The 14,202-nt window shown below is 65.8% G+C and carries 12 protein-coding genes; 8 read left to right on the top strand and 4 right to left on the bottom strand.

Annotated features, from left to right (window positions below; genetic code table 11):
• Positions 1 to 9: 9 nt before the first annotated feature.
• Entirely contained in the window at positions 10 to 2,421 is a 2,412-nt protein-coding gene (locus AC2T4A_RS01875) for a PAS domain-containing sensor histidine kinase (RefSeq protein ID WP_486742625.1), read from the bottom strand.
• A 153-nt stretch (positions 2,422 to 2,574) separates the two neighbouring features.
• Here AC2T4A_RS01875 and AC2T4A_RS01880 point away from each other — a divergent pair, with 153 nt between their 5' ends.
• On the top strand, positions 2,575 to 3,627 hold the full coding sequence (locus tag AC2T4A_RS01880; protein ID WP_486742626.1) for an alpha/beta hydrolase family protein: 1,053 nt from the start codon (positions 2,575 to 2,577) through the stop codon (positions 3,625 to 3,627).
• Positions 3,628 to 3,639: 12 nt separating this feature from the next.
• Here the strand turns inward: AC2T4A_RS01880 and AC2T4A_RS01885 are convergent, their stop codons facing one another.
• The 3 genes from AC2T4A_RS01885 to AC2T4A_RS01895 are packed head-to-tail and all read right to left on the bottom strand — an operon-like array spanning position 3,640 to position 6,099.
• The gene (locus tag AC2T4A_RS01885) at positions 3,640 to 4,404 is read right to left on the bottom strand and encodes a DnaJ domain-containing protein (protein ID WP_416743385.1); all 765 of its coding nucleotides are present in this window, start codon (positions 4,402 to 4,404) and stop codon (positions 3,640 to 3,642) included.
• A 1-nt stretch (position 4,405) separates the two neighbouring features.
• Positions 4,406 to 5,080 (bottom strand): N-acetylmuramate alpha-1-phosphate uridylyltransferase MurU, encoded by a 675-nt coding sequence (gene murU, locus AC2T4A_RS01890; protein WP_416743386.1) that lies wholly within the window; start codon positions 5,078 to 5,080, stop codon positions 4,406 to 4,408.
• Positions 5,077 to 6,099 carry an aminoglycoside phosphotransferase family protein gene (locus AC2T4A_RS01895; protein ID WP_478378250.1) on the bottom strand — a complete coding sequence of 341 codons (1,023 nt, stop codon included), beginning with the start codon at positions 6,097 to 6,099 and terminating at the stop codon, positions 5,077 to 5,079. Before AC2T4A_RS01895 ends, murU begins: the two co-directional genes overlap by 4 nt.
• A 129-nt stretch (positions 6,100 to 6,228) precedes the next feature.
• On the opposite strand from AC2T4A_RS01895, the gene AC2T4A_RS01900 reads away from it, so the two are divergent.
• The 7 genes from AC2T4A_RS01900 to glpE all read left to right on the top strand — a co-directional run bounded on the left by AC2T4A_RS01900 (position 6,229) and on the right by glpE (position 13,916).
• Positions 6,229 to 8,994, top strand: a complete 2,766-nt coding sequence (locus AC2T4A_RS01900) for an LPS-assembly protein LptD (protein ID WP_478378251.1) — start codon at positions 6,229 to 6,231, stop codon at positions 8,992 to 8,994.
• Positions 8,975 to 10,267, top strand: coding sequence for a peptidylprolyl isomerase (locus AC2T4A_RS01905; RefSeq protein ID WP_416743390.1), 1,293 nt, complete (start codon positions 8,975 to 8,977; stop codon positions 10,265 to 10,267). The genes AC2T4A_RS01900 and AC2T4A_RS01905 overlap by 20 nt, the downstream gene beginning before the upstream one ends.
• A 137-nt stretch (positions 10,268 to 10,404) precedes the next feature.
• Entirely contained in the window at positions 10,405 to 11,400 is a 996-nt protein-coding gene (pdxA, locus tag AC2T4A_RS01910) for a 4-hydroxythreonine-4-phosphate dehydrogenase PdxA (protein WP_478378336.1), read from the top strand.
• A gap of 115 nt (positions 11,401 to 11,515) precedes the next feature.
• A complete protein-coding gene (rsmA, locus tag AC2T4A_RS01915; RefSeq protein ID WP_486742628.1) occupies positions 11,516 to 12,343 on the top strand; it encodes a 16S rRNA (adenine(1518)-N(6)/adenine(1519)-N(6))-dimethyltransferase RsmA in 828 nt (275 codons plus the stop codon).
• Positions 12,340 to 12,720 carry a Co2+/Mg2+ efflux protein ApaG gene (gene apaG, locus AC2T4A_RS01920; RefSeq protein ID WP_054908027.1) on the top strand — a complete coding sequence of 127 codons (381 nt, stop codon included), beginning with the start codon at positions 12,340 to 12,342 and terminating at the stop codon, positions 12,718 to 12,720. Before rsmA ends, apaG begins: the two co-directional genes overlap by 4 nt.
• Positions 12,720 to 13,544, top strand: coding sequence for a symmetrical bis(5'-nucleosyl)-tetraphosphatase (locus tag AC2T4A_RS01925; protein WP_486742629.1), 825 nt, complete (start codon positions 12,720 to 12,722; stop codon positions 13,542 to 13,544). Before apaG ends, AC2T4A_RS01925 begins: the two co-directional genes overlap by 1 nt.
• Positions 13,545 to 13,586: 42 nt before the next feature.
• The gene (glpE, locus tag AC2T4A_RS01930) at positions 13,587 to 13,916 is read left to right on the top strand and encodes a thiosulfate sulfurtransferase GlpE (protein WP_416743395.1); all 330 of its coding nucleotides are present in this window, start codon (positions 13,587 to 13,589) and stop codon (positions 13,914 to 13,916) included.
• Positions 13,917 to 14,202: the final 286 nt, after the last annotated feature.

Consider the following 14,202-nt stretch of genomic DNA (forward strand, 5'->3'; position numbering starts at 1 on the left):
GCCGCCCGCTTACGCACTTCGGGAGCGCAGAGGCACCCGGATCCACAGCGTGGTGCCCTCACCGGGCTGGCTGTCGATCTGCAAGGTGCCGCCGAACATCAGCACCCGCTCGCGCATGCCCACCAAGCCAAAGGAAACGCCCTGGCGAGTGGCACTCGGGTCGAATCCCACGCCATCGTCGGCGATGCGCAGGCACAATTCGCGCCCCTCGACGCTCAGCTGCAATTCCACAGTATGCGCCTGGGCATGGCGCATGACATTGGTCAGCGCCTCCTGGAGGATGCGGAACAGGCCGATGGCCTTGGCGTCGGACAGCTCCGGCGGGTTCTCCGGCACCTGCACCAGGCACGGAATCTGTGTACGCGATTCGAAGCGGCGTGCCTGCCATTCCACCGCCGAACCGATGCCGGCATCGAGGATCGGCGGGCGCAGCGCAGTGGCCACGTCACGCACCAACTGGAACAGCTGGGCGATCAGGCGTTTCATGTTGTCCAGGCGCTCGCGCAGGCCACTGTCCAACTCGGCATAGGCCAGTTCGCACATGGACGTCTCCAGCTTGAGCACGGTGAGCACCTGGCCCAGTTCATCGTGCACTTCGCGGGCGATGCGCGCCTTCTCCTCCTCCCGCACGCTCTCCAGGTGCGCCGACAGCTCGCGCAGCTGCGCGCGGGAATCCTGCAGTTCCAGCTCGATCTGCTTGTGCTCGGTGATGTCCCAGACCACGCCGTCCCAGGCCGGGCGGCCGTCGTCCAGCGTGCGTACCGTGGCCTTGATGTCGACCCAGCGCGGCTCGTGGCTGCGGGTGAGGATGCGGCCCTGCCACAGCCAGTTGCAGTGGCCTTCCACCGCCGCCAGCTGGCTGGCGAGATACCCCTCGCGCTCGGACGGATGCACCAGCCCCATGATCCCCAGCCCACTCTCGCGCAGGTAACCGGGCGAATAGCCCAGCGAGGTTTCGCTGCCGCCGGTGATGAAGCTGATATAGGCGAAATCGGAGTCGTCATCCGGCGCATTGGGCTCCAGGCGGAACACCAGCCCCGGCACGTTGGCGGCGATGCCCTGCAGGCGCGCCTCGCTTTCCTCCAGCGCGGCGCGGGCACGGCGGCGCTCGGTGACGTCGCTGAGGAACACCAGCAGGTATTCCGAATCCCCGAAGCGCAGGAAGCTCAGGGATACGTCCGCCGGCAGCCACTGGCCATCGGCGCGCAGGCAGCGAGTCTCGAAGCTCAGCGGTGCCTCGTCGGCATTGCGCGCGCGGCGCCAGAGGTTGAGCCAGCGGTCCATGTTCAGCGCCGGTTCGAAGTCCGACAGCGGCCGGTCCACCACCGCGCCCGGCACATAGCCGAGCATTTCTTCAGCGGCGCGGTTGGCATAGCGAACGTGGCTGTCCCAGTTGACCCAGAGAATACCCACGGTGCTGCTGTCGATGGCGAACTGGGTCAGGCGCAGCGCCTGTTCCGCCGACTGGCGCAGCTCGATATCCCGCCGTGCCGCGAGCAGGCGCGACTCGAGGGCGTGGTGCTGGCGGCGCAGCAACAGCAACGCGGCAACCGCAAACAACAACAGCAGGCCGAGCAGGATGCAGAGGTTCTGCCAGAAACCGGGCGAGGAACCCAGCCGCGGATAGGTCGGTTGCAGCCAGCGTTCATGCAGTTGGTCGAGGTCCTTCGCCGGCACCGCGCGCAGGGCTGCATCGATGATCCCGGCCAGTTCCGGCAGGCCTCGCCGGGTCGCCACACGCAGCAATTGCGGATAGCCGATATCGGCCACCACAGAAAGGCCGGTGAACTCGGTCTCACGGGTCAGGCGCGCCAGTTGCGCCTCGTCGATCACGGCGTAGTTGGCTTCGCGGCCGAGCACCTTGCGTAGCACTTCACGGTCGCTGTCGACCACTTGCAGGGTCAGCCCCGAGTAGGTCCCGCGCAGGTAGTCCACCACCGGGCCGGGGCCGCGCACGGAGACGGATTCACCTTCACCGAGGTTGTCCAACTCCACCGAGGTGCCGCTGCGACGATCGCCCACGACCAGGCGCGGCACGCGCAGATAGGGGTCGGAGAACAGCCAGTCGCGCAGCGTCGAAGGTGTCTGGCTGACGCCGGGCGCGAGGTCGATTTCCCCCGCGCTGACTGCCTTTTCCAACGCTGCCTGATCCGCGAAGGTGCGCCACTCCAGGCTGACGCGCAGGGCTTTGGCCAGCCATTCCAGCAGCTCGACGTTGGCCCCGGAGAGCTGCTGCAGGCGGCGATCCTGCTGCACATAGGGCGCTTCGAGCACCGCGCCGACGCGCAACTGCGGGTGCTCGGCGAGCCAGGCGAGCTGCGCGTCGTCCAGCGTCAGCGGCGGCGCGGCGGTTTCCGCCACGGCCAGCAACGGCAGGCAACAGAACCAGGCCAGGCAGGCTTTCCAGAACAGACGAATCATGCCGACAGCACCATGGATTTCACTCGGGTCAAAGCAAATGGCCGGCATACCTTACAGCAAGCCCGATTGAACCCGGCATGCCCGCGCCTGACAAAGCTAATACAAGCCGCTAGGCTGGCCGCACTCGCGCCCGCCAAGACAGGGATATCACCGATGCCGTACCTGCCTCGCCCGACCATTTTCGCCCTCTGCGCCGCCCTCGGCCTCGCACCGCTGGGCGCAACCTGGGCCGAAGACGCCAAGCCCGCCACCGATGAAAAACCGACGGCCGCACCGGTGCAGCGCCCGGCCGTCAGCGAGCGCAGTCAGGACGAAGCGAGCGGCCTGGTGCGCCAACTGCCCGAGAGCGAACGCCAGGAGCTCAAGGCCGGCGACGAGACCTTCCTCGCCCTCTGGCTGCCGGCCAACACCGCCGACGCCGAAGGCGCAGTGATCCTCATCCCCGGCGACGGCGAAAGCGCTGACTGGCCGGTGGCGATAGGCCCGCTGCGGCGCAAGCTGCCCGATGCCGGCTGGCAGACCTTGGCCGTTACGCTCCCCGACCCGCAGAGCACCGCACCGATTCCACGCCCGAAGGAATCACCGGACAAGGCCAGCGCCGACACCGACGCCACGGCCACCGACAGCGCCAGCAAGCCGGAGGTAAAAGGCAGCGAAGGCAGCGCCACGCCGACGCCGGAAAGCACCGCCGAAGCCGGCAGCGCCGAGCCGGCCCAGGCCAGCCCGGAAGCCCCGCCACCGCCCACCGATCCGGTGGAGCTGCGCAAGGCCCATGCCGAGCGCGTACTGGCGCGCATCCAGGCGGCCGTCGAACTGGCCCAGCAGCACAAGCCCAAGACCATCGTGCTGCTCGGTCACGGCACCGGCGCCTACTGGGCAACCCGCTACCTGGGCGAACGTGCGCCGGCCGAGATCAAGAACCTGCTGTTGGTGGCGCCGGAGATGCCGCGCGAGTTCAAACCGTCACTGGACGAGACCGTGCCGCTGCTGAATCTCGCCACCGGCGACTTCTATTACAAGGACAAGGCGCCTGACATTGCCGCCGCGAAGCTGCGTCTGCAGGCCAGCAAGCGGCAGAAGGCACCGAACTACGTGCAGATCGGCATGAACGCCCTACCCGCCGACCTGGGCACCGAGCAGGAGCAGCTCTACCGGCGCATCCGCGGCTGGCTGTCGCTGCACCTGGAGCCGATCGAGCAGCCCTGACGGCAGCCTGGCTCAGCGAAAACCGCGGCGCTGGCGCACCAACAGGTAGGCGGCCTGGATCTCGCGGGTGCGGTTGGTTGCCGCGGCGATCCGCTCTGGGCTCGCGCCCATGCCTTCAAGCTTGTCCGGGTGGTTCTGGCTGATCAGCTTGCGGTAGGCACGCTTGATCTCTTCCGGCTCGCTGTCCACCGTCACGCCCAGCAAGCGCAGCGCCCCGGTATAGGACTCGCGCGGCGTGGCGGATGGCTTGGGCGGCTCTGCGCCCGCCGACAGCGCCAGGATCCTGTTACGGGACAGCCCCAGCGAATCGCCCCACTGCAGCAGCAGGTTCTTCTGCGCGGCATTCGGCACGCCGCCTGCCCAGGCCATGCGCCAGCAGGCCTGAACCAGGCCTTCGGCAGTGGCCTCCTGGCCATGGCGCTGGCGCAGGCCAACCTCCAGCAACTCGCCGCCCAGCTTGCCGCGACCGAAGGCATCGATCGCCTGGCGCCGGGCCTTGTCATTCAGTTGCAGGCGCTGCATCTCGGCCCGCGCCTGCTGGATGTGCGCATCGACCACGCGCCCACGGCTCTTCGCCAGTCGGCCAAGCAGGAGAAACAGCAATTCCTGATCGCTGACCCTGGGCCCGCCACGCAACTGCTCCAGCAGGCCCCGCCACGTGCGTTTCTTCAGGCGCCGGTCGAGCACCTGGCCCAGCAGTGCACCGAGCATGGCGCCCGGAATGCTCGCCAATGCCCAGCCGGCAATGACACCTACCAGGGTGCCTGGCCAGAACACCTCAGCCCTCCGCCGACTGGCGTTCGACTTCCGCCAGGCGCTCGTGAGTGCCGACGTCGATCCAGCGGCCACGATGGTGCGCGCCGCTCACGCGACCGGCTGCCATCGCCTGGCGCAACAGCGGCGCCAGCTTGAACGCGCCGGGCTCGGAGCCCTGGAACAACTCGGGACGGAGGATGGCAATGCCGCTGTAGGTGAGGCTCGGCTGGCCTTCGCGGTAATCGCTGACTCGGCCTTCACTCAGACAGAAATCGCCGCGAGTGTGGTGCCCAGGGTTGTCCACCAGGACCAGGTGCACCAGATCACTCTCGGCCAGCGCGCCGTGCAGGCTCGCGTAGTCAAAGTCGGTCCAGATGTCGCCGTTGGCGATGACGAAGGCATCGTCACCCAGCAGCGGCAACGCCTTGAAGATGCCGCCGCCAGTTTCCAGCGGCTCACCTTCGGGCGAGTAGCGGATGCTCACGCCGAAGGCCGAACCATCGCCCAGGTGATCCTCGATCTGCTGGCCGAGCCAGGCGTGATTGATCACCAACTGATCGAACCCGGCCCGGCGCAGCGCCTGCAGTTGGTACTCGATCAGCGGCACGCCGGCGGCGCGCACCAGCGGCTTGGGCGTGTGCAGCGTCAGCGGGCGCAGGCGTTCACCCTTGCCCGCCGCGAGGATCATGGCTTTCATGCGGGATGCGTCTCGTCTTTGGGCAGGCTGGCCAGCAGGGCGGCGAGGTCGGCCAGCTCAGGCCGGCGCGCGATGACGCTCTCCAGGTAGCGGAAGAAGCGCGGCACGTCGCCCAGGTAGCGTGGTTTGCCGTCGCGGTGGCAGATGCGCGCGAAGATGCCGATCACCTTGAGATGGCGCTGGGCGCCCATCAGGTCGCTGGCGCGGAAGAACTCGTCGAATGTATCGGGCAGCGGGATGCCGGCGGCCTGTGCCTTGCGCCAGTAGCGCGAGAGGCCGTCGTGCACACGCGGCTCGGGCCAGCTGAGGAAGGCGTCCTTATAAAGGCAGGTGACATCGTAGGTCACCGGCCCGTAGACAGCGTCCTGGAAATCCAGAATGCCGGGGTTCGGCTCGCTGAGCATCAGGTTGCGCGGCATGTAGTCGCGGTGCACGAACACGCGGGGCTGCTCCAGCGCGCTCTGCACCAGCAGGTCGCAGGTGCGCTCCCAGCGGGCGAGTTGCTCGCCTTCCAGGGTCACGCCCAGGTGGCGCTGCAGGTACCAGTCGGGAAACAGCTGCAGCTCGCGGCGCAGCAGGGCATCGTCGTAGGCCGGCAGGCGCTCGGCGACATCGACCTGCTGGAAGGCCACCAGTGCGTCGAGGGCGTCCTCGAACAATTCTTCGGCGTTCTGCGCAGTGAGTACATCGAGGTAAGTCTGGCGCCCCAGATCATCGAGCAGCAGGAAACCCTGCTCGACCTCCTCGGCCAGAATCTTCGGCACATGCACACCGGCCTCGGCCAGCAGGCCGGCGACCTTGATGAAGGGGCGGACGTTCTCCTGGGGCGGCGGCGCATCCATCACGATCAGGCTGCGCCCCTCGCCCTGCCAGCGGAAATAACGGCGGAAACTGGCATCGCTGCTGGCCGCGGTGAGACTGGCCTCGGGCACCGTCCCCCAGCCTTGCGCGTTGAACACAGCGGGCAAACTCAAGTCCAACCAGCCGATCATCTGCTGGTAACGGGCATCCTGTGACATCTTTATGGGTTCTCCACGGCCCTAGCCGTTGCGCGGGTCATGCTTTATTATCCAGCATCTTTTTGAGCCCATCGATAGGCGTGCGGCCCGTTTTGGGCTGAAGGCTCGCAGGAAGCCCGGATTAACAAGATGGCAGTGAATTTCCCCGTGTTCCGTAGAAAATTCCCCTTACTGGTGACCGGTGGCCTTCTGGCTATTCAACCGCTTGCCTCTGTGACCGCGGCACCCGGCGAGCAGTTCGCCTGCCAGCCTTCCGCGTCCGGCGCATGGGACTGCTCGTCGCAGAACAGCGCCAGCAGCGTACCGCGTCCGCAGCATGGCGCCAGCTCGGTCAGTGCCGGTGGCGCCACCGCCAGTAGCTCGAAGTCCTCGGGCAGCTCGAGCAGCGCTGGCGAAGAGCCCAAACAACTGGTCACCGAGTCCGGCGGCCGCGGCCTGAAGTCGCGCAGCAGCGACTACAGTCACCTCGACTGGATTCCGCGCGACAAGCTCACCGCTGCCCAGCAGGCGGAAATGGGCCCGTATTGCAGCGGCGCCTATGTCGAGCCAGTACGCCCGGGCATGAACGACAAGACGCCGAACGACGAGGCTCCGACCTACGTCTCGGCGAAGGTTTCCCGCTACGAGCAGGAAAAGCAGATCGCCACCCTCGCGGGTAACGTGGTCCTGCGCCAGGGCAGCATGCAGGTGGAAGCCGACGAGGCCAACCTGCACCAGGCCGAAAACCGTGGTGAGCTGGTCGGCAACGTCAAGCTGCGCGACAACGGCGCCCTGATCGTCGGCGACCATGCCGAACTGCAACTGGACAACGGCGCGGCGAAGATCGACAACGCCGAATACGTCATGCACCAGGCGCAGATCCGCGGCAGCGCGCTGTATGCCAAGCGCCAGGAAGACGCGATCATCCAGCTCAAGGACGGTACCTACACCCGCTGCGAACCGGGTAGCAACGCCTGGGTGGTCAAGGGCAACAACATCAAGCTGAACCCGGCCACCGGTTTCGGCACCGCGACCAACGCGACCCTGCGGGTGAAGGACATTCCGGTCTTCTACACCCCGTACATCTATTTCCCGATCGACAATCGTCGTCAGTCCGGTTTCCTGGCACCGTCCTTCGCCAGCTCGACCGATACCGGTTTCACGCTCACCACGCCGTACTACTTCAACCTGGCGCCCAACTACGACGCCACGTTGTACCCGCACTACATGGTCAAGCGCGGGCTGTTGATGGAAGGTGAGTTCCGCTACCTGACCCACAGCAGCGAAGGCCAGGTCACGGCAGCCTACCTGAACGACAAGAACGACGACCGCAAGGACTTCCCGCAGTACACCGACACCCGTTGGCTGTATGGCTGGAAAAACACCAGCGGCCTGGATTCCCGCCTGCTGGCGCAGGTGGACTACACCCGTATCAGCGACCCGTACTACTTCCAGGACCTGGACACCTCACTGGGCATCGGCTCGCCGACCTACGTCAACCAGCAAGGCAGCCTGACCTATCGCGGCGACAGCTACACCGCCCGCCTGAATGCGCAGTCCTACCAGCTGGCGACCGTGACCGACATAACGCCGTACGATCGCCTGCCGCAACTCACCCTCGACGGCAAGCTGCCGTTCAACCCGGGTGGCCTGGACTTCACCTATAGCACCGAGGCGGTGCGCTTCGATCGTGACCTGGATGACGGGTTCTACCGCATCGATGCCGATGATCCGACGCTCTACCCGCGCCCGGATACATCCCTGACCGGCCTGGCGCGCGCCACCGGCGATCGCTTCCACGCCGAGCCGGGCATCAGCCTGCCGATGAACCGCAGCTGGGGCTTCATGACTCCGACGGTCAAGGCGCTGTACACCAAGTACGACCTGGACCTGGACGGCAAAGGCAAAGCCACGCTGCCCTCGTACATCGACTACGACAGCAGCCCGGATCGCTCGCTCGGCCTGGCCAAGCTGGATTCCGGCCTGTACTTCGATCGCGACACCACTTTCGGCGGCACCAAGTTCCGCCAGACCCTCGAACCGCGGGCGATGTACCTGTACGTCCCGTACAAGGACCAGGACAACCTGCCGACCTTCGACACCGGCGAGTTCACCTTCAGCTACGACTCGCTGTGGCGTGAAAACCGCTTTACCGGCCGTGACCGCATCGGCGACGCCAACCAGCTGTCCCTCGGCCTGGGTTCGCGCTTCATCGAAGACGATGGCTTCGAGCGCGCCTACATTGCCGCCGGCCAGATCTACTACTTCAGCGACCGCCGTGTTCAGTTGCCCGGCCTGACCGAAGACGATCTGCGCGCCAGCGGCGCGAAGAACCCGGATGCCGACACCTGGCGTTCGCCGTACGCGCTGACCGGTACTTATCGCTTCAACCACGACTGGTACGCCAGCTCGGACTTCAACTGGAACCCGAACACGCACCACACCGACAACGGCAACCTGATGTTCCACTACCAGCCCGAAGCCGATCCTCGCAAGGTGCTGAACGCTGGCTACCGCTACCGTGCGGACAGCAAGCGCTTCAACCCCAACTCCGGCCAGTTCGAATACGGCAGTGACGAGTACAAGATCGAACAGCATGACTTCTCGTTCATCTGGCCGGTTCTGCCGCAGTGGGCCGCCATCGGCCGCTGGCAGTTCGACTACAACCAGAGCCGCACACTGGAAGCCTTCGGTGGCTTCGAGTACGACAGCTGCTGCTGGAAACTGCGCCTGATCAATCGCTACTGGGTCGACTACGACGACGAGGAATTCGTGACCTCCACGTCCAAGGCCGACCGCGGTGTATTCCTTCAAATCATCTTGAAAGGCCTTGGCGGCGTGGTTGGCAACCAGGTGGAAGGCTTCCTCGACCAAGGTATCCAGGGTTATCGTCAACGTGAAGACAATGCTATGTAAGGCCCTGCGCCCGCTGATGCTGGGCGCGCTGTTGGCAAGTTCCGTCGTGCACGCCGAAGTGGTTCCGCTGGACCGTGTGGTCGCCATCGTTGACAACGACGTGGTGATGCAGAGCCAGCTGGACCAGCGCCTGCGCGAAGTCCGTGCAACCATCCAGAAGCGCGGTGCGCCGCTGCCGCCTGAGCACGTGCTGACCCAGCAGGTACTCGAACGCCTGATCATCGAGAACATCCAGCTGCAGATCGGCGACCGCTCCGGCGTACGTATCACCGATGAAGAGCTGAACCAGGCCATGGGCACCATTGCCCAGCGCAACAACATGAGTCTGGATCAGTTCCGCGCCGCCCTTGCCCACGACGGTCTGTCCTACGACGAGGCCCGCGAGCAGGTGCGCCGCGAGATGATCATCAGCCGTGTGCGCCAGCGCCGCGTAGCCGAGCGCATCCAGGTCAGCGAGCAGGAAGTGCAGAACTTCCTCGCTTCCGACCTCGGCAAGATCCAGCTCTCCGAAGAGTATCGTCTGGCCAACATCCTGATCCCGGTCCCCGACAGTGCCTCGCCGGAAACCGTGCAGGCTGCGGGCCGTCAGGCTCAGGAGATGTATCAGCAGCTCAAGCAGGGTGCAGACTTCGGCCAGCTGGCGGTTTCCCGCTCGGCCGGCGACAACGCCCTGGAGGGCGGTGAGATCGGCTGGCGCAAGGCCGCCCAGCTGCCCTCCCCGTTCGACAGCATGATCGGCAGCCTGGCCGTGGGCGACGTGACCGAGCCGGTCCGCACCCCGGGCGGCTTCATCATCCTCAAGCTGGAAGAGAAGCGCGGTGGCAGCAAGATGCTGCGTGACGAAGTCCACGTCCGCCACATCCTGCTCAAGCCCAGCGAAATCCGCAGCGAGGAAGAGACGCAGCGCCTGGCCGAGAAGCTCTACGAGCGCATCCAGGCCGGCGAAAGCTTCAGCGATCTGGCGAAGAAGTTCTCCGAAGACCCGGGCTCCAAGCTCAACGGTGGCGACCTCAACTGGGTCGACCCGGAATCCCTGGTACCGGAATTCCGCGAGGTGATGAACAACGCGCCGCAAGGCCAGGTCACCAAGCCGTTCCGCTCGCCGTTCGGTTGGCACGTGCTGGAAGTCCTCGGCCGTCGCGCCACCGACAGCAGCGACAAGTTCCGCGAGCAACAAGCCGCCCAGACCCTTCGCGCACGCAAGTACGACGAAGAGCTGCAGGCCTGGCTGCGCCAGATCCGCGACGAAGCCTACGTCGAGATCAAGCAGTAAGCCGCTTGAGTCGCTCACAAAGAAACCCGGCCTTGGCCGGGTTTCTTTTTGCCCGCCGAAAGCTTCGAAGAACAAGGGCTTCGTCGTAGAGTAAGCCCATCCGCTGCAGATACCGATTCGAGAGCCTCCTGATGAGCATTTCCCACCTTTTCGCCCTCACCCCCGGCGAACCCGCCGGTATCGGCCCCGACCTCTGCCTGTTGCTGGCGCGCGAGGTACAGCCACACCCACTCGTCGCAATCGCCAGCCGTGAACTGCTGGCACAGCGCGCCGCCCTGCTGGGGCTGAGTATCGACCTGCAGGACGTCGGCCCCGGCCAGTGGCCCAGCGCCGCCGCCCCGGCGGGCACCCTCTACGTCTGGGATACGCCACTGGCCGCGCCAGTTGAACCAGGCACGCTGAACCCGGCCAACGCCGCCTACGTGCTGGAGACTCTGACCCGAGCCGGCCAGGGCTGCCTGGACGGGCACTTCGCCGGAATGATCACCGCACCGGTGCACAAGGGCGTGATCAACGAAGCTGGCATCGCCTTCTCGGGGCATACGGAATTCCTCGCCGACCTCACTCACACCGCCCAGGTGGTGATGATGCTGGCCACCCGCGGCCTGCGCGTGGCGCTGGTGACCACCCACTTGCCGCTACGGCAGATTGCCGATGCGATCACGACGGAGCGCCTGGAGCGTGTCACCCGCATCCTGCACGCCGACCTGCGCGACAAGTTCGGCCTGGCCAACCCGCGCATCCTGGTCTGCGGCCTGAACCCCCATGCCGGCGAAGGTGGCCACCTGGGCCACGAAGAGATCGACGTGATCGAGCCGACCCTGGAGCGCCTGCGCACCGAGGGCATGCAGCTTATCGGCCCGCTGCCGGCCGACACGCTGTTCACTCCCAAGCACCTGGAGCACTGCGACGCCGTGCTGGCGATGTACCACGACCAGGGCCTGCCGGTGCTCAAGTACAAGGGTTTCGGCGCGGCGGTGAACGTGACGCTGGGCCTGCCGATTATCCGCACCTCGGTGGACCACGGCACTGCGCTGGACCTCGCCGGGACCGGCCGGATCGACAGCGGCAGCCTGCAGGTCGCCCTGGAAACCGCCTACCAGATGGCCGAAGCCGGGGCCGGCGCGCGCTGACCCCGGCATTCCGTTCGGCCAGCGTTTCGTGCTGGCCGCGCCGGACTGGTAAACTGATGGTTTTTCCGCCTCCAGCCGGCCGCCGCAAGCGCCCGGCTGCTCTCCGGAGCCTTCGATGTCCGAACTCTTCCAGCACCGCGCCCGCAAACGCTTTGGGCAGAACTTCCTGCATGACGCCGGGGTGATTCACAAGATCCTGCGTGCCATTGCCGCCAAGGAAGGCCAGCACCTGCTGGAAATCGGTCCGGGCCAGGGCGCCCTGACCGAGGGCCTGGTGGACAGCGGCGCGAAGCTCGACGTGATCGAGCTCGACCTGGACCTGATCCCGCAACTGAAATGGCGCTTCGGCCTCAAGCCCAACTTCAGCCTGCACCAGGGCGACGCGATGAAGTTCGACTTCTCCAGCCTGATCGCCTCCCCCGAAGACAAGCTGCGCGTGGTCGGCAACCTGCCCTACAACATCTCCACCCCGCTGATCTTCCACCTCCTGGACCACGCCTCGCTCATCCAGGACATGCACTTCATGCTGCAGAAGGAAGTGGTGGAGCGCCTGGCGGCCGAGCCGGGCAATGGCGACTGGGGCCGCCTGTCGATCATGGTGCAGTACTTCTGCCGGGTGGATTACCTGTTCACCGTCGGCCCCGGCGCGTTCAACCCGCCGCCCAAGGTCGAGTCGGCCATCGTCCGCCTGGTGCCCTACGCTGAACCGCCCCATCCGGCCAAGGATCACCGCGTGCTGGAACGCATCGTCCGCGAAGCCTTCAACCAGCGCCGCAAGACCCTGCGCAATACGCTGCGTACGCTGATGAGCGTCGAGGACATCGAAGCCGCCGGCGTCGACCCGACCCTGCGCCCGGAGCAGCTGAGCGTCGCCGATTTCGTCAGCCTGGCTAACCGCTACTGCGAAACCAACCCGGAAGCCGAGCAAGGACCGAGCGCATGAGCGACCCCCGCTACCAGGTCAGCGTCAGCGTCACCACCCGCCACCTACCCGAACAGTCCCAGCCGGAACAGCAGCGCTACGTGTTCGCCTACACCGTGACCATCCACAACCACGGCGAGCTGGCGGCCAAGCTGCTGACCCGCCACTGGATCATCACCGACGGCGACGGCCACGTGCAGGAAGTGCGCGGCGCCGGCGTGGTCGGCGAGAAGCCGCTGATCGAGCCGGGCGCCAGTCACACCTACACCAGCGGCACCGTGATGGCGACCAAGGTCGGCAGCATGCACGGCAGCTACCAGATGGTCGCCACCGACGGCCATCATTTCGACGCCGAGATCCCGGCGTTCCGCCTCGCCGTGCCCGGAGCGCTGCACTGATGGCCACCTACGCCGTCGGCGACCTGCAGGGCTGCCTGGAACCACTGAAGTGCCTGCTGGCGCAAGTGAAGTTCGACCCGGCCCAGGACAAGCTCTGGCTGGTAGGCGACCTGGTCAATCGTGGCCCCGCATCGCTGGAGACCCTGCGCTTCCTCTATGGCATGCGCGATTTGCTGGTCTGCGTGCTCGGCAACCACGATCTGCATCTGATCGCCGTGGCGTACAACGCTGAACGCCTGAAGAAAAACGACACCCTGCGCGAGATCGTCGAGGCGCCCGACTGCGCTCAGCTGATCGAATGGCTGCGGCAAATGCCGCTGGTCCACCACGACGCTCAGCTTGATTTCACCCTGGTGCACGCCGGCATCCCCCCGCAGTGGGATATCGACAAGGCCCTGCAACGCGCCGCCGAAGTCGAAGCCGCCCTGCGCGACGACACCCAGTTGCCAATGTTCCTCGACGGCATGTACGGCAACGAGCCGGCCAAGTGGGACAAGAAGCTGCACGGCATCGCGCGCCTGCGGGTGATCACCAACTATTTCACGCGCATGCGTTTCTGCACGCCCGACGGCAAGCTCGACCTGAAATCCAAGGAAGGCCTGGACACTGCACCGCCCGGCTACGCCCCCTGGTTCAGCTACACCGAGCGCAAGGCCGCTGGGCGCAAGATCATCTTCGGCCACTGGGCCGCGCTGGAAGGCCAGTGCGACGTCCCTGGCCTGTTCGCCCTGGACACCGGCTGTGTGTGGGGCGGCAGCATGACGTTGATGAACGTCGACACCCTCGAGCGCATCCACTGCAGCTGCGCCGACAAACCAGAATGAATGCAGCGGGGCTACAGGCTCCGCGCCTTGCGAGGTAACCCCATGAGCGACTTCAAGCGCATCGCCCCCGACCTGGCCCAGCAACTGCGCGAAAGCGGCGCCCAGGTCGTCGATATTCGTGACCCGCAAAGCTACGCGATGGGCCACATCAGCGGCTCGCGGCACATCGACAACTACTCGGTGGCCGACTTCATCCGCGAGGCGGACATGGACGCGCCGCTGGTCGTGGTCTGCTACCACGGGAACTCCAGCCAGAGCGCCGCGGCCTATTTCGTCCAGCAGGGTTTCTCCGAGGTCTACAGCCTCGACGGCGGCTTCGAACTGTGGCGCAGCGTCTATCCCGCGGATACCAGCGCAGGCGGCGCTGACTGAAAGTCCCTACGAAAGGGGCGGATTAGCCCCTTCAAAAAATCTGTAACTTCTCGCTCTTTCGTCCTTTACACATCGAAGAACGAACTATCCTTTCCCTCAGGCCATCCAAAAAAGGGAGAGCCGGCACACCGGCTTCCGGTTAATCGGCAGTGACCATTGGGGCGGATCAGGGCAGAGGCCAGGTTCCGTTGGAGTTCTGGGGGATTCTCGCCGGTAACACTGGCAGCCCGACCGCACCCGCACAGACCGATCCGGCGCCGGCTCCATGCATCGAGCGAGGAGACGT

The sequence above is a fragment of the Pseudomonas sp. PVC-3-1 genome, from assembly GCF_057444315.1.

What these genes read in the sequence shown, in the direction of transcription:
- AC2T4A_RS01875 (WP_486742625.1), bottom strand. Translation starts at nt 2,421, where the DNA reads ATGATTCGTCTGTTCTGGAAAGCCTGCCTGGCCTGGTTCTGTTGCCTG.
- AC2T4A_RS01880 (WP_486742626.1), top strand. Translation starts at nt 2,575, where the DNA reads ATGCCGTACCTGCCTCGCCCGACCATTTTCGCCCTCTGCGCCGCCCTC.
- AC2T4A_RS01925 (WP_486742629.1), top strand. Translation starts at nt 12,720, where the DNA reads ATGGCCACCTACGCCGTCGGCGACCTGCAGGGCTGCCTGGAACCACTG.
- AC2T4A_RS01895 (WP_478378250.1), bottom strand. Translation starts at nt 6,099, where the DNA reads ATGTCACAGGATGCCCGTTACCAGCAGATGATCGGCTGGTTGGACTTG.
- rsmA (WP_486742628.1), top strand. Translation starts at nt 11,516, where the DNA reads ATGTCCGAACTCTTCCAGCACCGCGCCCGCAAACGCTTTGGGCAGAAC.
- murU (WP_416743386.1), bottom strand. Translation starts at nt 5,080, where the DNA reads ATGAAAGCCATGATCCTCGCGGCGGGCAAGGGTGAACGCCTGCGCCCG.
- AC2T4A_RS01900 (WP_478378251.1), top strand. Translation starts at nt 6,229, where the DNA reads ATGGCAGTGAATTTCCCCGTGTTCCGTAGAAAATTCCCCTTACTGGTG.
- apaG (WP_054908027.1), top strand. Translation starts at nt 12,340, where the DNA reads ATGAGCGACCCCCGCTACCAGGTCAGCGTCAGCGTCACCACCCGCCAC.
- glpE (WP_416743395.1), top strand. Translation starts at nt 13,587, where the DNA reads ATGAGCGACTTCAAGCGCATCGCCCCCGACCTGGCCCAGCAACTGCGC.